The organism is Schlesneria paludicola DSM 18645, assembly GCF_000255655.1.
Taxonomy (GTDB): Bacteria; Planctomycetota; Planctomycetia; order Planctomycetales; family Planctomycetaceae; genus Schlesneria; species Schlesneria paludicola.
Window position 1 is genome coordinate 369,955 of record NZ_JH636436.1, and the last position, 21,703, is coordinate 391,657.

General features: G+C 56.6%; 14 protein-coding genes. 8 read left to right on the forward strand and 6 right to left on the reverse strand.

Features of this window, described 5'->3' with window-relative positions; genetic code table 11:
• The first annotated feature begins 13 nt into the window (after positions 1-13).
• Together OSO_RS0134690 and OSO_RS0134700 are read left to right on the forward strand one after the other, a co-directional pair.
• Positions 14-2,464, forward strand: a complete 2,451-nt coding sequence (locus OSO_RS0134690) for a DUF1549 and DUF1553 domain-containing protein (protein ID WP_010587430.1) — start codon at positions 14-16, stop codon at positions 2,462-2,464.
• A gap of 330 nt (positions 2,465-2,794) precedes the next feature.
• Positions 2,795-3,823, forward strand: a complete 1,029-nt coding sequence (locus tag OSO_RS0134700) for a class I SAM-dependent methyltransferase (protein WP_010587431.1) — start codon at positions 2,795-2,797, stop codon at positions 3,821-3,823.
• Between the two features lie 810 nt (positions 3,824-4,633).
• On the opposite strand, the gene OSO_RS0134715 is transcribed toward OSO_RS0134700, so the two are convergent.
• From OSO_RS0134715 to OSO_RS0134730, 4 genes are all read right to left on the reverse strand, one after another.
• On the reverse strand, positions 4,634-5,866 hold the full coding sequence (locus OSO_RS0134715) for a hypothetical protein (RefSeq protein ID WP_157605875.1): 1,233 nt from the start codon (positions 5,864-5,866) through the stop codon (positions 4,634-4,636).
• Positions 5,867-5,920: 54 nt separating this feature from the next.
• Positions 5,921-6,880, reverse strand: a complete 960-nt coding sequence (gene mazG / locus OSO_RS0134720) for a nucleoside triphosphate pyrophosphohydrolase (RefSeq protein ID WP_010587434.1) — start codon at positions 6,878-6,880, stop codon at positions 5,921-5,923.
• Positions 6,881-6,883: 3 nt separating this feature from the next.
• Positions 6,884-8,422, reverse strand: a complete 1,539-nt coding sequence (xylB, locus tag OSO_RS0134725; protein WP_010587435.1) for a xylulokinase — start codon at positions 8,420-8,422, stop codon at positions 6,884-6,886.
• Positions 8,423-8,788: 366 nt separating this feature from the next.
• Positions 8,789-9,130 (reverse strand): ArsC family (seleno)protein, encoded by a 342-nt coding sequence (locus OSO_RS0134730; RefSeq protein WP_157605878.1) that lies wholly within the window; start codon positions 9,128-9,130, stop codon positions 8,789-8,791.
• A 286-nt stretch (positions 9,131-9,416) separates the two neighbouring features.
• Here OSO_RS0134730 and OSO_RS0134735 point away from each other — a divergent pair, with 286 nt between their 5' ends.
• The 6 genes from OSO_RS0134735 to OSO_RS0134760 all read left to right on the forward strand — a co-directional run bounded on the left by OSO_RS0134735 (position 9,417) and on the right by OSO_RS0134760 (position 18,142).
• The gene (locus OSO_RS0134735; RefSeq protein WP_010587437.1) at positions 9,417-10,517 is read left to right on the forward strand and encodes a substrate-binding domain-containing protein; all 1,101 of its coding nucleotides are present in this window, start codon (positions 9,417-9,419) and stop codon (positions 10,515-10,517) included.
• A gap of 105 nt (positions 10,518-10,622) precedes the next feature.
• Positions 10,623-12,209 carry a hypothetical protein gene (locus OSO_RS0134740; RefSeq protein ID WP_029247792.1) on the forward strand — a complete coding sequence of 529 codons (1,587 nt, stop codon included), beginning with the start codon at positions 10,623-10,625 and terminating at the stop codon, positions 12,207-12,209.
• A gap of 210 nt (positions 12,210-12,419) precedes the next feature.
• Entirely contained in the window at positions 12,420-13,844 is a 1,425-nt protein-coding gene (locus tag OSO_RS0134745) for a class II fumarate hydratase (RefSeq protein ID WP_010587439.1), read from the forward strand.
• A 336-nt stretch (positions 13,845-14,180) separates the two neighbouring features.
• On the forward strand, positions 14,181-15,017 hold the full coding sequence (locus OSO_RS46320) for a suppressor of fused domain protein (protein WP_010587440.1): 837 nt from the start codon (positions 14,181-14,183) through the stop codon (positions 15,015-15,017).
• Between the two features lie 420 nt (positions 15,018-15,437).
• Positions 15,438-17,192, forward strand: a complete 1,755-nt coding sequence (locus OSO_RS0134755) for a polysaccharide biosynthesis/export family protein (RefSeq protein WP_010587441.1) — start codon at positions 15,438-15,440, stop codon at positions 17,190-17,192.
• On the forward strand, positions 17,189-18,142 hold the full coding sequence (locus OSO_RS0134760; RefSeq protein ID WP_010587442.1) for a disk-shape morphogenesis protein volactin: 954 nt from the start codon (positions 17,189-17,191) through the stop codon (positions 18,140-18,142). The genes OSO_RS0134755 and OSO_RS0134760 overlap by 4 nt, the downstream gene beginning before the upstream one ends.
• 293 nt (positions 18,143-18,435) lie before the next feature.
• Here the strand turns inward: OSO_RS0134760 and larC are convergent, their stop codons facing one another.
• Together larC and malQ are read right to left on the reverse strand one after the other, a co-directional pair.
• Positions 18,436-19,719 carry a nickel pincer cofactor biosynthesis protein LarC gene (larC, locus tag OSO_RS0134765; protein ID WP_010587443.1) on the reverse strand — a complete coding sequence of 428 codons (1,284 nt, stop codon included), beginning with the start codon at positions 19,717-19,719 and terminating at the stop codon, positions 18,436-18,438.
• A gap of 257 nt (positions 19,720-19,976) precedes the next feature.
• Positions 19,977-21,512, reverse strand: a complete 1,536-nt coding sequence (malQ, locus tag OSO_RS0134770; protein ID WP_010587444.1) for a 4-alpha-glucanotransferase — start codon at positions 21,510-21,512, stop codon at positions 19,977-19,979.
• Positions 21,513-21,703: the final 191 nt, after the last annotated feature.

The window sequence follows — 21,703 nt, forward strand, 5'->3', positions numbered from 1 at the left end:
GGAGAAGACGGCTATGAGAATGACAGTACTTTCCCGATTATTTTCGCTGGCAGCCATCGCATTGGTGCCTGCGTTCGCTTTGGCGGAAGAGGCCATTGACGTTGGTCAACCCTCATCGATTGTGCTCGAACCGGCCAAATTCGATCTGCTCGGGAAGCGTTCACGACAGCAGTTGCTGGTGACAGGCGTCTATTCGGGCGATGACGTCCGCGACCTGACACCTGTGGCGGAATACACGTCGTCGAATCCGGCGGTCGTGAAGATCGAAGGTGCGGTCGCGCTTCCGGCCGGCAATGGAGACGCGATCCTGACCGCGAAGGTGGGGGCTCACGTCGTATCTGTGCCCGTGACCGTGAAGAATTTCGAAGCCGCCGCTCCGATCAGCTTTAAGAACGAAACGCAGATGGCGCTGACGAAGGCCGGCTGCAATATGGGTGCGTGTCACGGTTCCCCTTCGGGCAAGGGTGGCTTCCGACTGTCACTGCGTGCCTATGATTCGGTTCTGGACATTATGACGGTGCGTTCCGAGTTCTTCGGACGACGAACCAACATCATGGAACCCGGGCAAAGCTTGTTGCTGCGAAAGCCGCTGATGGAAGTGGCGCACGGCGGTGGAAAACGCTTGATGAAGGGCGAGCCGGCGCATCGGACGCTTGAGCAATGGATTGCCGAAGGAATGCGGCTTGATGCCGACACCGAACCCGATCTGATCAAGATCGTGACGGTTCCATCGAAACGCGTGCTGCGTCAGCCTGCGGCTCGTCAGCAGATCGTGGTTCAAGGGTATTTCAGCGATGGCTCGATCCGTGATCTGACTCAATTGGCCGACTTCAGTTCCTCCAGTGAATCGGTTGGATCGGTAAACTCATTGGGTCTGGTGACCAAGAATGGTCGTGGGGAAACTGCTGTTCTGGCTCGATATCTCGACAAGATGTCGACAACGTACATGACGTTCCTGGAAGATGTGCCTGGGTTCGTCTGGAACAATCCTGCGGAGAACAACTTCGTGGATTCGGCGGTCTTCGAGAAGTTGAAGCAATTGCAGATTCTGCCCTCGGATCTGTGCAGCGATGACGAATTCCTTCGCCGGGTGACACTCGATTTGACGGGCCGTTTGCCGACCGCCGACGAGGCTCGGGTCTTCCTGGCCGACAAAAGTGGTTCGCAGCGTGCAACGTTGGTCGAACGTCTGCTGGATAGTGACGAGTTTGCTTCGTTCTGGGCCCTGAAATGGGGTGATGTGCTGCGTTCCAACAGCAAGAAGCTGAAGACCGCCGGGGTTCACAAGTTCCGACAGTGGATTTATGAATCGATCCGCAATGACAAGCCACTCGACCAGTTTGCTCGTGAGTTGCTGACAGCCAATGGCAGCGTGTTTGAGAATCCACCTGCCAACTTCTGGCGTGCCAGCCGTGATCCATTGGATGCAACAGAAACGACGGCTCAGTTGTTTCTAGGTGTCCGTATCCAGTGCGCGAAGTGCCACAACCATCCGTTCGAGCGTTGGACGCAAGACAACTACTACGGAATTGCGGCCGCGTTCGCGCGTGTCGGTCGGAAGAACTCGGTCGACGCCGAAGAAGAAGTGATCTTCACTCAGGGCGGTGGTGAAGTGACGCAACCTCGCACTAACAAGCAAATGAAAGTGCATCTGTTGCTGAAGGGGGATGTCGACGTCCCTGCCGATCAAGATCGACGCGTCGTATTCGCAAAATGGTTGACGGAACCTGAAAATCCCTTCTTCTCGAAGAGCGTGACCAATCGCATCTGGGGGCACATGTTCGGACGAGGAATTGTCGATCCGATCGACGACTTCCGCGATTCGAATCCTCCTTCAAATGCCCGATTGCTCGACGAACTGGCTCGTCAGTTTGCCGCGAACAACTTCAGCCAGAAGTGGGTGATCCGCACGATCTGCAACAGCCGCACGTATCAGTTGAGCTCGCGTAAGAATCCGTTCAACAAGGATGACGAGATTTATTGCTCGCACGCCAATACCCGATTGCTGACTGCGGAACAGTTGCTTGACGGGATCTGTGCGGTGACGAGTGTTCCAGAACAGTTCCCCGGCATGCCATTGGGAACACGCGCATGTGAACTGGCCGATCCTCCAACCGATCACTACTTCCTGAAAGTGTTTGGCCAGCCACAACGTGAAATGGCCTGTCAGTGCGAACGTTCCAGCGAATCGAACTTGTCGCAGGCGTTGCAGATGATCAATGGTCCTGTGGTGCACAACAAGCTGCGTGCAGACAATGGCCGAATTGCGATCATGCTGAAAGAGAACAAGTCGAACGAAGAGATCATCACGTCTCTGTATCTGGCGGCGTTGGCTCGTACGCCATCTGCCGAAGAGATGACCGCATCGACCAAGCACATTGCTGCCCAGCAGGACCGTCGGCAGGCGTTGGAAGACGTCGGTTGGGCGATTCTGAATTCGAAAGAATTCTTGTTCCAGCACTAACGGCGGTCGTTCGCGAAGTTTTTCGAAGCCCCCTTCTCGTTGTCGAGAAGGAGGGCTTTTTTTGTGCTTGAATGTCGGGAAGACGCTGTTGATTTGCGAGATTGGAGCCTCTCGCGACTGTGGTGCCGATGGCATTCTCACCTCGTCGATTTCTCGCCTCGCAGCGGGGGACGAACCAGCGAACACTTAAACGCCTTTCCTCGTCATAGACCGACAATACACTGGCGTGATCACTTGTCATGCCCGACGACGACCACCTACCTTGGTGTGATCGAAACCAGCCAGGCGCACGTGCTCTCTCGCATTTTTCATGAGGAACCGGTCTGAATCATGGCCAAAGATCTTTCGCTGCCTGATCCCGCAATCATCCTGGATTTGATTGAAGCGTTTCGACGTTCGAAAACGATGTTCGCCGCCGTGTCGCTGGGTGTCTTCGATGCACTCAATGACGGACCCAAGTCTCTCGATGTGCTTGCCAAACACCTGAATGCGGATGATGACGCATTGAAGCGTCTGCTGGACGGTTGCGTTGGGTTACAACTTCTCGTGCGGACCGGCGAGGGTGACTATGGGATGACTCCCGCGGCGAAGACGTACTTGACGTCGACCAGTCCGAATCGCTTCACAGGGTACATTGGCTATAGCAATTCGGTGCTCTGGAAGCTGTGGGGAAATCTGGAAGATGCGATCCGTGAAGGGACCAATCGCTGGAAGCAGACGTACGGGTGGGACAGCCCTTTGTTTGAAAACTTCTTTCACACCCCCGAAGCGTTGCGTGAGTTCCTGATGGGGATGCACGGGTTCGGGATGCTCAGTTCGCCGGTGGTCGTGAACAGCGTGGATCTCAGTCGCTTCCAGACGCTGGTCGATCTGGGTGGCGCGACTGGACATCTGGCGATCGCCGCGTGCCAGCGCTATGTCGGGTTAAAAGCCGTGCTGTTTGATCTGCCGGGGGCCTTACCGCTCGCGCGTGAGATCATTGCCGCATCGGGGATGGCGGATCGGATCAGTCTCGTCGGCGGCGATTTCTTCAGCGATCCGCTGCCAGAAGGCGATCTGATCGCGCTGGGCCGAATTCTGCACGACTGGACTGAAGAAAAAATCCATCGATTGCTGAAACGAATTTACGATCGATTGCCGACGAATGGCGCGATCCTAATCGCGGAGAAGTTGCTGTTGGAAGATTACAGCGGTCCCCGTGTGGCTCAGATGCAAAGTTTGAATATGCTGACCTGCACGGAAGGAAAAGAACGGACCCTCTCCGAGTACGAAGCATTGCTTCAGCAAGCCGGATTCAGCGATGTCGTTGGTTGTCGGACTTCGTCAGTGATTGATGTGGTGATGGCGACGAAGCGCTAACATTTTAGATGTCGTTGGAGTTGAAGGAGTGTGGAGAGAATCAGTTGGGGCGATGACTGGGATTCCTTCTGTAACGATTAGCCGCAAGCCACGTTTTTCGTATGCACGTCCGTCAAGAAAATGCCGCGAGATTCGAATGCGGATAAGAGACGCTTGACTCTTGGCCAGTCTTCGCCGAACTCTTCGCGCTTTTGGCGGGTCCAATACTCAATGATTTCGTCCGGGAAGGGTCAGGACGAGTCAGTCTGGCACCGGCGAAATCGACGACATACGGAGGTGAAACTACAGTCATCTCAATGATACAATTCTCTAGCTCGTAGTTGACGAGCTTCGGGATCGGCATACAGTTCTGCCCTGTCGCGAGCTGAAAACGGAAGAATTGCCATGCTTCACCAACCGCAAATAGAATACAGGCACTTTTCTGCCGAAGTTCGTATTGAGTTGCGCGCTGGCAATCGCACATTCGACGTCGCAAGTATCGGGCAAACGAAGTCATCCTTCGCGATGGACAGGATATTCCAATTGGAGATGTGGAGATTCTTCTCTTCGTGGATGGTGCAGAATTCCGTTGGTCTGTTCGGTTGCCAAACGGAGCAGTACCCTTTGAGCACAAAGTATACATGGTTCCACGCGGAAAGATGACTCGCGTTGTTAACTAGAGTACACCCAGAGGGCTGAATGCCTCAGGTTGATTGGTCGCTGCCACTGTCCGCAGGCGTTTCATCAGATTGCTGCTCCAGTCTGAATGTGCTTTCCAACGGCAGCACTGATGAGTGTCTCGGCCACGGTTTGCGTTGACAAGTCAGACACTCAATCCAACTGTGGACGTGGATGAGCGCCCAATCGATAAGAGTCGGCGAGAGTCCGAATGGATTCGAGGCCTTCGTAGACGTTGGTTGATCGCTTGCCAGACCAGCGATTGGCGGGGCCTTCGATGACAATTCGCAGGGTTGAGAGATGGAACTCTTCGGCCATTCCGAGTGCGACACCAACTTGAAAACGATCCTGCGGATAGATCGGGCAGCGAACTGCGTCGAGTGACCAGCGATCGAGTCGCATGGGTGTCCAGCCGTGCTCGACGATGTCATCACCGAAATATCGCTCCATCGCTGCGGGAAATCGAGATTGCTCGTCGCTGTCGATGGAGATCGTCACGCGTTCGGGTTTGGCGGCGTAGACCGCCCATGCAGGCCAGTGATCGCATAGGCCGAAGGGTTCTGTTACAGGCCAGATCATGGCGAGAATCACCACTCCCCAGGCGAAGCGATTGCCCCAAACGGATGCCGATTGCGCCGGCTGGGATAGGGCACCAGGGGTCTCGGTGGGCGTGGCAGGGGGGCTTTGACGGAAGAGCAGCGCGTTTTGCACCAGGAAGAAAACATTCCAGAGCAGGACGCCTGGTTGATGGTTGTGTCCCCAAGGGCCAAGAGCCATGAGTAGCGTCAGGTGCATGATCGCCGCGCCGTAGATAGCCACGCGGCGCGTACGGGGCCAGGCGAGGCTTACTGCAATCGAGAGCTCGGCGCAAGGAATCGCGGCCGAGATGATCGATCGAGCGGCCGCCGACCAGGATTGAATGCCCGTCTTCAGTCCGATCGATTTGAGCAACCCGTCCAGCAGGAAGGGACCATGTTGCTGCGTGAATCCATAGTCGAGTTTGGACCAGGCCGACCAGACGTAGATGCCGATGACGATCCACCGCCAGGCTCTGCGGGCCGTTGACGCGTCGGCGGCAGAGAGGACGAGTGAGACCAGGATGAACTGCCAGGCCCACGGCTGCAGACGATGCTGATCAATGCAGACAAGTCCGAGCGTACATCCCATCGAGATCAATGTCACGACGCGCCTGTATCGGATGCGCGGCGCAACAAGGAGTGATCCTTGGGCGGCAAGTAGGACGTACAAGAACGCCCAATCGACGGCGGCGTGTAGCCGTCCGGCGACGCGGAATAAGGGGACCTCAGGAAACGCGGATTGCGGGGTCCACAAGGGCCAAGTCGATGCAATCAGTCCTAGGAAGCCCGCCGCGAGCAACCGGAGCAAGTGATCATTCGCCGGGTGTGATTGGTCAGAGATGGACTTCAATCGGATAGGCCGTCACTTGGAGGTGTTTTCGTTGTCTTGCTGGGGATCTCGAGCGTTGGCTTTCTCGAGTCGCTTACCTTCTTGATAGAACTGCTCCATCTCTTCGAGCGTGGCGGTGCGGATGTCGCGGCCGTGCTCTTTCAGGCGGCGCTCGATGAATTCGACGCGGCGCTGGAACTTGGCATTGCTGGCGCGAAGGGCCTCTTCGGGGTTGACGTGCCAGCGGCGGGCGATGTTGGCCAGCACGAACAGCACATCGCCCAGTTCCGACTCGATCCGTTGTTGACGTGCGGCGTCGAACGGTTCTGGATCGGGTTCCACAGGCAGATCGACGGATGCGGCCACGACGGGAATCTCGCCATTCGGAAAGAGTTCGTCGGCCAGCTCTCGTAGTTCTTCCTGCAACTTGTCGAACAGCATGGCACGCTGGGGGAAGTCGTATCCCACCCGCGCGGCCTTTTTCGAGAGCCGAGCGGCGCGTGCCAACGACGGCAATGCCGCCGGCAGTCCGTCAAAGATCGAATCGCGTTGCTTTTCTTCCTGCTTGATCCGGTCCCAGTTCCGATTGATTTCGTGTGATGAGTCGGCCGCGACATCGCCAAATACGTGCGGGTGGCGTCGGATCATTTTCTGGGTCAGGCCGTCAACGACGTCGGTCAGGTTGAAGCGAGCCTCGTCGGCGGCGATCTGGCTATCAAGCACAACCTGTAGCAAGACGTCGCCGAGTTCTTCGACGATCTCGGCGTCGTTGCCTGAATCGATCGCTTCGAGCAGTTCGTATGTTTCTTCCAGTGTGTACGGCTTGATCGATTCCAGCGTCTGCTGGCGATCCCAAGGGCAACCCGTAGAGGATCGAAGCCTCGCCACCACTTCGCACAATTCGCGAAACTTTGGCCCCAATTGCTTGGGGTCTGGTGGCGTGCCCGGAACAGGCGATGTCGATGGCATGTTATTCGAGGACAAATCGGTCATGCGTTATGACTCGGAAACAATTTTTGCGATGTCCACGAACTCATTCTTGAGTGCTTTATAGAGCTTGCCGTACATCGGGTAGGACTTGGTGTAGATCCGTTTGGCTTCGGCCTGAGGGTCTGTGCTTGCAATCACCTTCACGGTCGCGCCGCACGCTTCGACCACCGATTTGTACTTGCCCGTTCCAGAGGCCGCCAAGAGTGCCGCACCGAAAGCCGGGCCTTCATCGGCATTGATGATGCTGACCCGGCGTCCGTAGACGTCGGCCTGCATCTGACGCCAGAAGTCACTGCGAGCACCGCCACCCGACAATCGGATTTCGCGGATCGGGATGTTCATCGAATTGATGACTTCCAGGCAATCTCGCATCGCGTAGGTCGCGCCTTCCATGATCGAACGGATCATATGCGATCGGTTGTGACGCAGGCTGAGTCCGATCCAGCAGGCACGGGCATATGGATCGGCATGCGGGGTTCGTTCGCCGGTCAAATACGGCAGGAAGAACAACCCCTCGCAGCCCGGAGGGGCCTCGGCGGCTTGTTCGGTGATCAGGTTGTACGGGTCGGTTTTCAGTTTCTTACCGTCGTTGATTTCGGCCTGCGCGAGTTGATTGCGGTACCACTGCAGGCTTCCACCGGCGGAAAGGACCACACCCATCACGTGCCACTTCCCACGGACGGCATGGCAGAAGGTGTGAATGCGGCCGGCGGGGTCGATCTGCACGTCGTCGCTGTGTGCGAAGACGACGCCACTGGTTCCCATGGTGGCCGAGATGATTCCGCGTTTGACGATGCCATTTCCGACGGCGCCGGCCGCCTGATCACCGGCACCACCGACCACGGGGACGCCTTTTTTCAGGCCCAGCAGCTTGGCAGAGGCTTCGGTCAGTTCGCCGGTGATATCTTCGGATTCGTAGACTTTCGGCAGGGTCGAAATCTTGATGTCCAGCCGATCGATCAATGGCTTGCACCACTGACGGGCACGCACGTCGAGCAGCAACGTTCCCGATGCATCGCTGACGTCGGTGGCGAATTCACCGGTGAGCCGGAATCGCACGTAGTCTTTGGGTAAGAGAATATGGGCAACACGGGCGTAGTTTTTCGGTTCGTGGTTTTTGAGCCACAGGATCTTCGGTGCGGTAAATCCGGTAAGTGCCGGATTGGCCACCATCTCAATCAGCTTGGCGCGACCGCCCACTTTGTGCTCGATGTCGGCACACTCTTGCGTGGTGCGTTGGTCGTTCCAGAGGATCGCCGGACGGATGACGGCTTGCTGCTTGTCGAGAAACACGCTGCCGTGCATCTGACCGCTCAGTCCGATCCCACCGATGTCATCCGGCTTGATTTTGGCTGATTTGAGGACTTTCTTGACCGTGGTTTGAACGGCTTCCCACCAGTCTTCGGGGTCTTGTTCAGACCAGCCGGGCTTGGGGGACGAAAGGGGGTACTCTGCAGTCGCCACGGCCAGTATCGATCCGTCCTCGTGCATGGCCAGAGTTTTTGTGCCGCTCGTGCCTACATCGATTCCCAGAAATACGGCCATCGTTTGCGATTCCTTGATCTGAACAGACAATCATGCAGCGGGCAAATAGTCGAATTGGTAGACACTGGTGTCCTGAGCCAACGGTGCGGGTAACACACCTGACTTCGGGAACGACCATTCACAATGTGAAAACGAGGATGAGTCCGTTTTGACGCCCGCCGATCGATAAGCCCGTATTATATCACGGTATGATGTCACTCGCCACGTAGCACGAAGGCTTTAGTATCGATTCTGTGCAGAGAAAGAGGTCTACGTGACCCACTGAGGCCGGTTGACGATGGCAACCGCCACGGTGTGGCGTCCTTCTGAGTCTTCTGCAAATTGCGCGAAAGGATGAACCAAACGTGCACGTCGGAGGGGCGAAAATCAGGAGAGGACACGTTCGTAGGTCGACTGGTCAAATCCGACAATCAGGGTTTTTCCGACTTTCAAAGTGGGGGCGCGAAGTTTGCCACTACGTCCCATGATCAGTTCAAGCAGCTCTGCCGGCCGCTCGTGTTTGAGATCAAAATGCAGGACTTTCGTTCCGCGTGTGACATAAATTTCATTTGCGGCATCAATCAACGCTTGTGCATCACTCTCGACGAGTGGCACGGTCCGCGCGTCGACGGTCGTATTGACGCTGACATTGTGTTCGGTCAAAAACTCGGTGGCCTTGCTGCACGAGTTGCAGTTCTTGCGGTGGTAGCTCCAGTCAACTTTCGACACGTCAATACTTTCCATCGTTTGGGGTTCTATATTGAAAAATGAAGTGAGATTTGTACCGCAATCGTCGGGCGTTTTCAGTCATGATGAATGACGCCGCCGAGATCATTTCAATCACTCCTGGTTGATCGATTGGTGATAGAATCCGGGCAGGCGCAAATGTCGGGCTCGGTCGAGCATGCCTCTAAGCGTTAAACGTTGAAGTGAGCGGTTGGTTGATTCCGCAGAGGGCCTGTTCTAGGCTAGTAATTGTGACAAAGTGTCTTTTATTTGCACTTGGGTGGACTGAATGTCGCGTTCGATCAACCGGTCTTTGATTTTGATTCCTGTCGTGGCGGCATTGGTTCTTGCGGGAATGTGGCTGGCGATTGCGCCGGATTCATTGATTGTCTATTGCGCGCATGACGCCGAGTATGCGCAGCAGATTCTGAACGATTTTTCCCGCAAAACAGGCATTCCCGTTGAAGTTCGGTTCGACACGGAAGCGACGAAATCACTGGGGCTGATCAATCTGATTGTGCAGGAGCGTGATCGACCACGGTGCGACGTGTTTTGGAACAACGAACTTCTGGGGATGGTCGAACTACGCGAGCAGGGGCTGCTGGAGTCCTATCAAGGGGTGGGATGGAACCGAATTCCCGATCAGTTTCGTGATGAGGATGGGTATTGGGTGGGGTTTGCCGCGCGGATGCGAGTCTGCCTGTTCAACACGCATCAAGCCCCCGCCAGCATCGAAACGCTGCAACACCTGATTTCCACGGAGCCGACCCGATTCGCGATCGCCAAGCCGCTGTTCGGAACGACATTGACGCACTATACGGTGCTGTGGCACTTGTGGGGCGGCGAACAGCTTCAGGAGTGGCATCGCGATTTGCGATTGCGCGGAGTTCGCGAAGTTGATGGGAATGCGGCTGTGAAAGACGTGGTTGCGATGGGAACCTGTGATGCAGGACTCACCGATTCCGACGACGCCTTTGTGGCACTCGACAACCAGGCACCCGTGGAAATGCTCCCGGCCTATGTGATGAAGGGGGCGTCGGATTCTGGTTCGTCAGAGGGCGGTACAGAGGCTACTGACCAGTCAACGAGCCGTGCTGCGCGACCAACCTCCCATACGATCTGCATTCCCAACACGGTCGGCATTATTCAAGGGACGCGGCGGCCAGAGGCGGCCCGAAAGTTGGTCGACTATCTCGCGTCGGAGGAGGCGGAACTGGCGCTCGCTCGTGCGAAGTCGCGGCAGATTCCATTGGGGGCCGTGCAGAAGGCCGATTTGCCAGAGGACGTGAGGAAGCTGGCCGAGTGGGCCAAGAGCGGCATTGATTTGCGGCCCATGCTGAACGACCGACGCGAGTGCTTGGTATGGCTGACGAAAGAGTATTTGAAGTGAGATCCGGCAGGTTTGTTGATAATTTATGACTCGTCCACATGGCCGTGATGTGTTGTCATACCGCCGTGGAAGGTGAATCCACATGATTGTGAGTGGTCGGAAACTGTGACGGACACGATCAGTCTGGAAGCATCGTGCTGGTGGACTCTGACGCGGACGTTCGTTCTATGTCTCGCGGCGTGGCCTGTCATTGTGCTCGTCGAGCGAGGTCTTCGACAGGTTGCCACCCCCCAGCGGCCGCTCGTGCTTACCGCGATCCTGCTCCCATTCTTGTTTCCGGAATTGCTGGTTGGATATACCTACCGCGAGACGGCACTGGCGCATCCAAAATGGGCGGAATGGATCTGTGCAGGGCTGGTGTTTTTACGCGTGATCACCGTCGGAGTTGTCACGCTGCATGCCTCGCCCGCGTCATTGATCGGTCCGACCGCCTTGCACAATCGGTGGTTGCTGGTCCGAGATCACCTGACATCCAGGCGTGAATGGTGGCAGCTTTGGCGGTGTTATTGGCACGGTCCTGTTCGGCGAGTTCAACCGGCGCTGGCATTGATGGGACTGGTAGCGTTTCAAGAGTTTGAGCTTGCGGCCTTGTTACAGACGCCCAGTTGGACCGACTGGTTTATCACGGCGCAGCGGCTGGGGCTGCGGCAGGACGAGATGCTGAAGCGAGCGTTGTGGCCGGTCGTCATGCAGCTTCCAATCATCCTGTTGATCATGGCTGGGGTGTCGCGTCGAGGTAGACAATCGGTTGTGGTCAGTGACGAGGTGGAACGGTTCAGGCCAGCGCGATTGGGGGCGTTCGTGACCCTCTATCTAGCCATTGCGATCACCTTCGGCTGTCTGATCCCCTTGGCAATGGTGGTGGGAAATTTGCCGAGTGGTTTGAAGTTGCTGATGCGTCAGTCGACTCAGTCCCTGGGGTTGGGCCGAGAAATTCTCATCGCCGGTTTGGTCAGTCTGTGTACCGGCTTGATCACTTGGAGTGCCGCGCGAATGTGGACCGGCCAGCGATCGCCTCGTTCTGCCCGCGGTACGGGGACGGAGTCCACAAACGTTCGACCGCGCCAGGACATGCAAGGTGCAGGCGTGGGCGAACGTTTGGTTTGTCAGGGACAGGGGCTGCGTGGTCTCTGGATCGCGCGGCAAGTGCTGCTCGTGCCGGGGCTCTTGGGATCGCTGCTCTTGAGTCTGGCGACGGTCGTCTGTTTCCAGTCATCCTGGTTGCGTCCGGTTTATGATACGCCGATTCCCTGGGGGTTGGCCTTGACTGTCTGGTTGTTACCACGCGCGGTCCTGTTGCGGCTGTGGGTGGAGTCGGTTTCTCAGACGGAAGCGATTCATCTCGCGGAACTGCTGGTCAATGAATCTTTAGTGACTTCCGGGCAGGATACTGAAGACGCTCGGCGAGCACGTCCCGCAGGCAGTTCGCGATCCAGTCGCGACTTGCTTTTTCGTCTGCGTGATCAGCCGCGGATTCTGGCGATCGGGTTGCTGTGCTATTGGGCCTACCTGGATCTTTCGACAGCTTATTTGCTGGCACCGTCCGGCATGCCCTCCGGACTTGTTCGGCTCTACAATTTCATGCACTTTGGGCGTTCAGCGGCCCTCTCGACGGAGGCGTTGCTGTTCTTCGGCGCACCAGTCGTGGCGGTTCTCTGCATTGCGCAAGGACTACGTATGCTGAAGCAGTAGTCATATTGCAATTGATTCCCCTCTGTGCCTCCGTGTCTCCCTCACCGCCGCTGGTCCCACGAGTTCGTTTCGCTTACTTCGGAAGCACACTGGCGGTGAGGGAGGCACGGAGACACAGAGGAGGAGTTAGGCTCGGACTCTAAATGCGGGGCCGCTATACTGGTTGGGCGTGCCTTTTCCTGAATCCTTTTTGAAGTTGAGCGAATTGCGATGACCGAATTTCGTACCGAACATGATTCCATGGGTGATGTCCAGGTTCCGGCCAAGGCGTACTACGGCGCACAGACACAGCGCGCGGTCGAGAACTTCCCCGTGTCGGGTTGGACACTGCGAACGGAAATGATTCGGGCCATGGGCCTGGTCAAATGGGCCGCCGGTGTGGCCAATCGCGATCTCGGCAAGTTGACAGGGACGGGCAAGAATCCGCTCACCGCCGCTCAAGTCGACGCCATGCTGGCCGCAGCAAAAGAAGTCGTTGCGGGCAAGTTTGACGCCGAGTTTCCCATTGATGTTTTTCAGACTGGCTCGGGGACTTCGAGCAACATGAACATCAATGAGGTGATCTCGAATCGTGCGATCGAAATCATCGGTGGCAATCGCTTCGAAATGAAGAAGCCGATTCATCCGAACGACCACGTGAATATGGGGCAAAGCACGAATGACACCTTTCCGACGGCCATTCACGTCGCCGTGGCTCTCTCGATTCACAACTCGCTGATTCCTGCGTTGGCTCGCTTTGCACAAGTTTTGTCAGACAAGGCGCGCGAGTGGGACAAGATCATCAAGATCGGACGCACGCATCTGGCCGATGCGACACCACTCCGCCTGGGGCAGGAATTCGGTGGGTTTGCGCGTCAGTTGGAACTGAGCGTCGGTCGTGCGAAGCAGGCGCTGCAAGCGGTGCTTGAACTTCCGGTTGGGGGGACTGCGGTAGGAACGGGGATCAACACACATCCCGATTTCGCGCGTCAGACCTGTGCGGCACTTGCCAAGGAAACAGGTGTGCCGTTCATTGAAGCGGTCAATCACTTCGAAGGCAATGCGCAGCGTGACGGTTTGGTTGAATGCCATGGCCAGCTCCGCGTGATCGCAACCACGCTGTTCAATGTGGCGAACAATATTCGCTGGCTGGGTTCGGGCCCACGTTGCGGCTTCTACGAAGTGATGTTGCCCGATCGTCAGCCGGGCAGCTCGATCATGCCGGGGAAAGTGAACCCTGTCATGTGCGAAAGCCTGATGCAAGTGGCGGCTCGCGTGATGGGAAATGACCAGACAGTCGCGTTCAGCGGCGCGACCGGCGGCCAGTTCCAACTCAACATCATGATGCCCATTATGGGGCATGCCACGCTGGAGTCGGTGGCGTTGATGGCTCAGGGGACGACGGCGTTCATCGATTTGTGCGCGCTCGACATGGAAGCGAACCCGGAAGCGTGCGACGCCAGCGTTGAACAAAGCCTGGCCATGGTGACCAGTTTGAATCCCTACATTGGCTACGAAAAAGCGGCGGCGCTGGCGAAGGACGCGTTCAAGAGCGGCAAGACGATTCGGCAGTTGTGCGTGGACCAGAACATTCTGCCTGCGGACCAGTTGAAGCAGGCACTTGATCCATGGAGCATGACCGAACCGCACGCCTGAGTGGAATGGTTGCTTGTGTCGGCTGATGAATGTCGATCGTTCCGGAATACGCTTCGATATCGTCCTGCCATTTGTGGGGCGTTTGCTTGAAGAGAATCGGATGTGTCGATTGGCACTCGACTCAGGAATGATATGATCGTCTGATCAGACAAGCACAAATCCGTACGATCGGCCTCTCGACTCAGTCAAACCCTTGTCGTTGATAAGGGTTGACTGAGTTGTTGTTCTATTGGACGAGATCTTGCGCTGAGTTTCTCGTGACGGGCTGTTCGCAAGGCCCAACGCGATTCCGTTTGCTCGACCAGCGTATCGCTCTATCAGGTGGAACCGTGATTCATGGCGATCGTATTTCGCTGCGAAAAATGTGATACTCGTTATCGAGTGAACCTCGATAAGGCGGGGTGTCGCGCCACCTGTCGACGTTGCGGACAAAATATCGTCGTGCCCGATCCGATGCCTCGGGATCAGGTGCTTGATCTACCAACGTTGCAGGATCAGCGGCAGCCATCTCTGCCATTGCCGCCGGCCGATCCCGCGCGATTTAAGCTCGTCGCGGATCATATCGAGCATCATTTGGGGCCGATCGACTATGTGTTTCACGAGCTGGTTTCGGAATATGTCCATATCGACATCCATCGAATTCCGCCTCAGAAGCATCGTCCCTGGTACACGCTGGTAACCAGCGGGATGTCCGAGCGACCCATGACCGTACCGGATGGAGCCGAGTCACTGAGATTCGCAGAGCTTCTCATCTGTTTGCCGCCTCATTGGCCGCTGAGTATGGAAGATTTTCGTGACGAGCGGAACTACTGGCCGATCCGCCTGCTGAAAGTGTTGGCGCGATTACCACACGAGTTTCAGACGTGGCTAGGGCTTAGCCACTCCATCCCCAACGGTGAACCGCCCCGACCGTATGCGGTGAATACTAAGTTCTGCTGCTCTGTTCTGGTTCCGCCCCTGACCTGTCCCGATCCGTTTCGTACGTTGCAAATCGATGACGACCAAACCGTGCAGTTCTATGCGGTTCTTCCTCTGTTCCCTGAAGAACTGGATTGCAAGTTGCGGGATGGGATGAACGTGCTGATCGATCGTCTGGACAGTGCGCGCGTGACGGAAGTGGTCAATATTCGTCGCAAGAACTCCTGTCGTAAACGGTGGAGTCTGTTTGGATAGGGTGTGGATCACAGGTACGGAGGTAACCTTAGTACCCTCGTTCCTCGGCTTCCCTTGTTGCCAATCTCCGCTGGGCAACGCGTCCGACACAATAGAAATGTGTACGTCGATCCCCGTCCACTTCCCGGCTCGACAGAAGACGAGATCGCACGAGGTGTTACCAAGGGACGATTGGTAACGAGGGCTTCAATTCGTGTTTCCACATTGAAGCAGGCATCGATCTGCAGATTTTGCCGGTGTGGCGATGGATTCGGTTTCTCCTGCCGGTGTCTGATGTGAGTGCGTGCACTTTCTCGACGAATCTTGATTGGTTCTGGCCGCGACAGGGAATCTTTGAATGTATTCGGCCGTGGCTGCCGATTAATCCGGATGTGCCGAGCTTTCCGCGCTGGCGGACCGTCTGTTTGCAGGGATCATCCGATGTTGTTCAAACAATCCCGACTGCCCTTTCTCGTTCTGGCGATTTGCATGGGATTGGGTTCGCTGCCGACATACGCGCAGAACGTGTCGTATCCCAGCCGACCCAAAGTCATCGCGTTCTCGCGCGCCGAGAACGTCAGGTCGCTTTACGTTGCGGTGATTGGTGAGGTTCACAAACCCGGTACCTTTCATCTTGATCCATCGACACTCAACCTGCACGCAGTTATTCGGCGCGCGGGCGGCCTAACGGTCGATGCCACGCACGCCATTCATGTCGTTCGTCAGGGGAAGATCAGTCACCAAGAACGTTTTTCCGAGACGCAGAACAGCCCGTTGCAGCCGGGTGACTTATTGATTGTGGAATCGTCTCAGAGCAAGTCGACGACCGGTACGGTCACGGAATTTGATCGCGACGCTTCAACAATTCATGCAGGATTCGAGCAGCCTGCACCTCCTGCGGGTGTGCAAGTGGCGTTGCTCAATGTGCTCGACTATCCACTCGTTGTGACGATGCGGCCGGACGAGGCATTCGTTGGTCAGATTGTTGATCAGTTGGGACAGGGGCCCGAAATCCTGCCGCATTTGCGGGTCGTGTCGTCCGATGCTTCGATGCGTTTCCTTCCGGATCAAAACAAAGCCGCGATTCATCTGACAGGTGGCTCGGCGATTGTCTTTGAGAAGGGAATCGTGAATCGAAATCGCCTGCCGAATGGGTTGCCAAAACCCATTGAATCGGACATCGCCCAGGGAGCGCAGTCGAGTCTGATTGGGCGACCCTCAGGACAATCGGCCGAACTGCACAGTTTGGGTGAGAAGGCGTTCCTTTCGTCGTCCGGTACGCACGAGTGGCATTCGCTGACTTCGCGGCAACCTGCGCAGGAGGCTGTTCAGCCAGCTCCCACAGAACTCAAGCTTCCAACAGAAGAAGTCAAATCGGATATGCAGCAACCCGTGCTCAGGTTGAGACCACGAATTGCCACGATGCCTTCATTTACTGGCGACCCTCCGATTGCAAATTCGTCGACACGTCACCCCGAGCCTGATCGCAGTCCGCAAGTCCCGATTCCTCAGCCGGACGATTCGATTGGGGACGATGCGTCATCATCATCTTCGCCGATGATCGCTCCTTCATTGACGATCGACGACGATGTCGTGAACCAGATCAAACCGGCCAAGTCCGCAATGCCGCTTGTGATTCTGTTTTCGGTTTTATTGGTCATGGTTGGTGCGGCGGTAATGCTTCGACGCCAATCCCAAGTGATACCTGTCGCGTCGTCGCAAGCGTCGCCTGCAGTGATGAGTGATGTCGTCCAACAGGCGACGGTCATTGAACCGACACCCGCGATTGCGCCTTTGACATCGAAATCGAAACTGGAGCAGTTGATCAAGAATGAACTGCCGATCACGTTCGAAGTGGTGAGCTTCCCCGCCGGATTGGAACTCCAGGGACGGCTTGTTCCGAAACCGATTTTGCGGGTTGACGATTCGCAAAACGTTGTGAAACAGAATGGACCACACTTTGGATTGACGGAGCCGGAATCTGGTGGCTATTCGCTGCAAGAGGTGATCGCGCAGTTGGACAGCGCCGAGCCTGATACCGTTCGTCGCCCTCATTTCATGGGCTCCAAACCACAAGAAGTCGTTACGGCTTCGATTCCCGCAGCGATGTCGTCGGGACCGATTGCAGAGGGTGAACGCCCGCATGCACCGCTGGCGAAAGCATTATTCGAATTGGAACAGGGAGGTCGCTCGTGACGATCGGACTCGACCTTGGCAGCTTTCAATTTCGCTCCATGCGAATCATTGATGGCAAACTGGTAGCACGCTGTTGTCCGGCGGTCTTCGCCACCATGGCGGATACAACCTCACATCGCCGTCTGCTGCAACAGTCCAACACACAGTTTGCGACATGCTCGGGGCAATTGCTCGTCTTCGGCGAAGATGCGCGCGAGTGGTCGGAAATGTTGAATTTGACACCGTGCCCATTGCTTCGCGGAGGGCGAATTCCCGCGTCTGATCCCGTTTCGCGGCAGGTGCTGGCGTTGATCGTCGATGCGCTGCTACCTGCACAGACAGAACTGAATTCGGTGTGCAAGATGACCTTGCCCGGTGGTGGCTTCGATGATCAGGCAGATCATCGCGACGCCGAGTTCTTTCTGCAGTTAGTGACGCTGCGGGGTTATCGTCCCGAGTTCATCACGGCGACGCATGCCGTGGCGCTGTCTGAACTGCCTGATGCCGCGTTCACGGGAATCACCGTGACGCTCGGGCATACCACGTGCGAGTTCGGGATTACGCACAGTGGACGAGAAATTGTAAGATGTGTCGTCATGAGCGGCCTGGACAGTTTTGATGGTTCGCCGCGACTGGGGTCGGGGGAAGTCATTCAAGAGCCTGTGGCGACCACGGCAAGCATCGATCGCGACTATTACCGCTTCTTTGTCGATGTCATCACCGAAGCGCGGATGCAGTTCGAGCGTGAAGGAACACTCAAGACGCTGCCGCGGATGTTGCCAGTCGTCTGCGCTGGCGGGATCACCGCGACGTCGTCGTTCTTACCGCTCTTTCAGACCGCGTGGAACGAAGCCAACTGGCCGATCGAGACGGCACCGATTCGTCTTGCGGCGAATTCGTCTCTGTCAGTCGTACGAGGTTGTCTGGTTCAGGCGGAGCTCGAACAGCCCAGTGAAGCGAAAGCGGCCTGAACGCGCGATGTGAGTGTGGCGTGAACGCACGATCGTGCCGCAATGCGTTGCAGGGAAGTTCTCACGGATTCCCTCGTTGCCAAGCTCCTACTTGGCAACTTTTCCCTACACATCAGAAATGTGTACGACGTCGCTCCGCCAATTTCCTGCACGTCATGAAACAAGATCGGCAGAGGCGTTACCAAGCGGGAGCTTGGCAACGAGGAAAACGAACGAGGGGAAACGAGAAGAACCCTTTTTGATTCAGGAGCTGACCGTGGCCCGGTCAGTTCCTGAATCATCCGGGGCAGACCTCAGTCATCGTGATCGTGGTGGTGCCCATGATCATGATCGTGTCCGTGATCATGGTCGTGGTCATGATCGCAGTCTTCATCGCATTCGTGATCGTCATCGTCTTCTTCTTGATCGACAAAGAACGCGATCTGAGCAGCCAGAATGATGTCACGTAGCGGGACATCATGTGCCTTGGCGATCTCGACACAGTCATCGTATTCGGCGGTGAAGACAACGGGTTCTTCGCCACGCCAGCCGACTTTGCCTTTGATCGGGCCGAAGTCGGTCTCGACCGTATAGGCCATCCGTTCGCGGACCGAACGTTGAATCCGCTGTCGGCGGATTCCGAACGTGGCGGTTTCACGGAAGATAATGGTTTCGAGTTGCGCGACATGTTCGAACGAGCTGATGACGCTGAGCATCACCCCAGGCCGGTCCTTCTTCATTTGGACCGGTGTCGTGTAGACGTCGAGGGCTCCGGCGGCGAGGAGCTGCCGTTTCGTGAATCCCAACACTTCTCCCGAGATGTCATCGAGGTTCGTCTCGAGCAGAATCACGCTGTCGCCTGACGTTTCGACGCCATCGGTTTCACCAATGATCAGACGCAGTACATTGGCTCGATCGTCGAATTCACGCGTTCCGGCGCCGTAACCGATCGTCTCGATCGTCATATCGGGCAACGCATCGACGTACTGGCTGACCAGCGTTTTCACGATGGCCGCGCCCGTGGGAGTGGTCAGTTCCGCTTCAATGGGGACATCGGTGAGTGGGATTCCCTTCAGCAGCTCGGCGGTTCCTGGGGTGGGGATGGCGCAGACGCCATGAGCGATTTTGACCTGACCGCGGCCAGTAGGAATTCGGCTGCAGATCAGTTCTTCCACGTCCAACCAGTCCATGCCGATCGCGACCGAGACAATATCGACGATCGAATCGATGGCACCGACTTCATGGAAGTGGACACGATCGACGGTTGATCCGTGTACCTTGGCTTCCGCTTCGGCCACGGCATGGAAAATTCGCAGCGCCAGGTCACGCTGATTGTCGTTCAGCCCTTCGGACTTATTGATGATTTGCCGGATATCGCTGAGGTGGCGATGTGCGTGCTGTTCGGGATGTTCGACGCGAAAATGCTTGGCGCGAAACCCGCCGCGCTGAACGTCTTCGACATGTAGTTTCACGCCGGGCAGATTCAATGAGGCGATTCCGGCGGTGAGCAGTTCGGGGTCAAGTCCGGCGTCGATGAGCGCGGCGACGGTCATGTCTCCACTGATTCCCGAGGCACAGTCCAAATAGGCAATACGCATGCTGAATGCTTTCTCTTGATACTCGATCCACCGGCCGCATCGGGCAGGGTGGTATTCAGAATTTGGTGGCGTTTTGACGGAACATTACCCGCACAGGAAGCGCCGTGACAATCGTGTTCTCATTCCACCTCCCGTGAAGTGGTATGAAGCGTGCGGGAATTCCGTCGTAATCCACGGAAGTCGCGAGCAAGGCCACACTTCCATTTCGTTGGTTTTCACGTCATGGAAGAGCCCGTTGCAGGTTGTTTCGTTGGCTTTCAGCGGGCGCGGCCGGCATCGCGGGTTAGCGCGGCCAGTCGCTGTTGCGATTCCGTGGTCAGCATGCCGGGTACGTACTTCCAGCACCAGTTGGAGATCTCGGGGCCGCATGTCCCTGGAGTGTTCATGCGGGCGTCTGAACCGAGTGACAGCACATCCTGGACGGGTGTGATTGCCAGGTTGGAGCCTGACCGCCAGGCGAGTTCGATGAATTCCCAGGCGATATTTGCTTCTTCGCAGCGCGTGTACTGTTTCAGGCGTTCCAGTTGATCGGGACGAGTCAAGATATGGGAGCGGAACCAGCCGAGCGTGGTGTCGTTGTCGTGAGTGCCCGTGTAGGCGACGGAGTTTGGCTCGAATGCTTCAGGGCGATGATGGTCCCATGCCTCACCCGGCAGCATGAACTGCAGCACCTTCATGCCCGGAAGGTGGAACTCGTTACGAAGTGCATGAACCGCGTCCGTAATCATTCCCAGGTCTTCCGCGATGATCGGAGCGGTGTTTTCGCGGGTGGAGATCGAACCGAGCTGCGCCCGGCAGAGGGCGGAAAGAAGTTTCGCGCCCGGGCCGGGAATCCACTGTCCGTTGATCGCCGTTGTTTCTCCCGCGGGGACCGACCAATAGGCTTCGAACCCGCGAAAATGATCGAGTCGCACGAGATCCACGAATTGCAGAGCTGTTTCCAAACGCTGAATCCACCAGCGATAGCCGTCGTGCTGCATGGCGGCCCAGTCATACAGCGGATTATTCCACAGCTGACCGGTGGCGGCGAAGTAGTCGGGCGGAACACCGGCCACGTGCGTGGAATTGCCATGTTCGTCGAGCTGAAACAACACGCGATTCGCCCAAAGGTCGACGCTATCATGTGAGACGTAGATCGGAATGTCACCGATAATCTGAATGCCATAGTTTTTCGCGTGTTGGCGAAGCTGCTGCCATTGCCTGACGAAGAAAAATTGCAGCAGCAGGGCCGCGCTAAACCGATCATTGAGCTCTGGCCGAATCGGCAATTGAGGGTCAGTGACGAATTCGGTCCAAAGTTGCCACGGGCGATTCTGATTGGCACCACGCAATGCCATGAATTTCGCGTGGTTTTCCAGCCAGACGAGGTGTTGTCCACAGAATGCGGCGAACTCTTGCTGCAGTGGATGACTGCCGGGAAGCGCGCGCATCGCAATAATCGCCGCTTCAAGCAGGCGCGTTTTCTTTTCGCGGGCGAGTTGATAATTCACACGCGGTCCCGATTCGATGTCAGGAAGCGCCGCAGTATTCAGATCAGATTCGGTCAGTAACCCGTCGGCGGCAAGCAGATCGGGGCTGATCAGCAGCGGGTTGCCCGCGAATGAGGAGGGGGATTGGTACGGCGAGTCGCCCGCATCGGTCGGGCAGAGTGGAAGGACCTGCCAGTAACGTTGTCCCGCGCCGGCCAGCCAGTCGATAAACTCGAATGCTCGCGGGCCCAGGTCACCGATCCCGTAACGTGTTGGAATTGACGTCGGGTGAAGAAGGATGCCGCTCGCTCGTTCCGTTAGCATGTCAGGTCGTCCGAGATGTTCAGCGCGGTGGTTTCGGCAATCTTCGAACGGTGCCGTGCGCGTGGCGCGTTCGCGATTGGGCGGGGGACAATTCGTTTGGCCCGATTATCGTCAATTGGGACGATTTTTCGGATTGTTTGGGCATTGAATCATCCAGACTAGCGGGAATCCTGACGAGGCGGCTGCGGAAA

Bases quoted from the DNA above. Each gene is read 5' to 3' on its own strand.
- OSO_RS0134735 (WP_010587437.1), top strand. From the start codon at position 9,417: ATGTCGCGTTCGATCAACCGGTCTTTGATTTTGATTCCTGTCGTGGCG.
- malQ (WP_010587444.1), bottom strand. From the start codon at position 21,512: ATGCTAACGGAACGAGCGAGCGGCATCCTTCTTCACCCGACGTCAATT.
- xylB (WP_010587435.1), bottom strand. From the start codon at position 8,422: ATGGCCGTATTTCTGGGAATCGATGTAGGCACGAGCGGCACAAAAACT.
- OSO_RS46320 (WP_010587440.1), top strand. From the start codon at position 14,181: ATGGCGATCGTATTTCGCTGCGAAAAATGTGATACTCGTTATCGAGTG.
- OSO_RS0134700 (WP_010587431.1), top strand. From the start codon at position 2,795: ATGGCCAAAGATCTTTCGCTGCCTGATCCCGCAATCATCCTGGATTTG.
- mazG (WP_010587434.1), bottom strand. From the start codon at position 6,880: ATGACCGATTTGTCCTCGAATAACATGCCATCGACATCGCCTGTTCCG.
- larC (WP_010587443.1), bottom strand. From the start codon at position 19,719: ATGCGTATTGCCTATTTGGACTGTGCCTCGGGAATCAGTGGAGACATG.
- OSO_RS0134755 (WP_010587441.1), top strand. From the start codon at position 15,438: ATGTTGTTCAAACAATCCCGACTGCCCTTTCTCGTTCTGGCGATTTGC.
- OSO_RS0134745 (WP_010587439.1), top strand. From the start codon at position 12,420: ATGACCGAATTTCGTACCGAACATGATTCCATGGGTGATGTCCAGGTT.
- OSO_RS0134690 (WP_010587430.1), top strand. From the start codon at position 14: ATGAGAATGACAGTACTTTCCCGATTATTTTCGCTGGCAGCCATCGCA.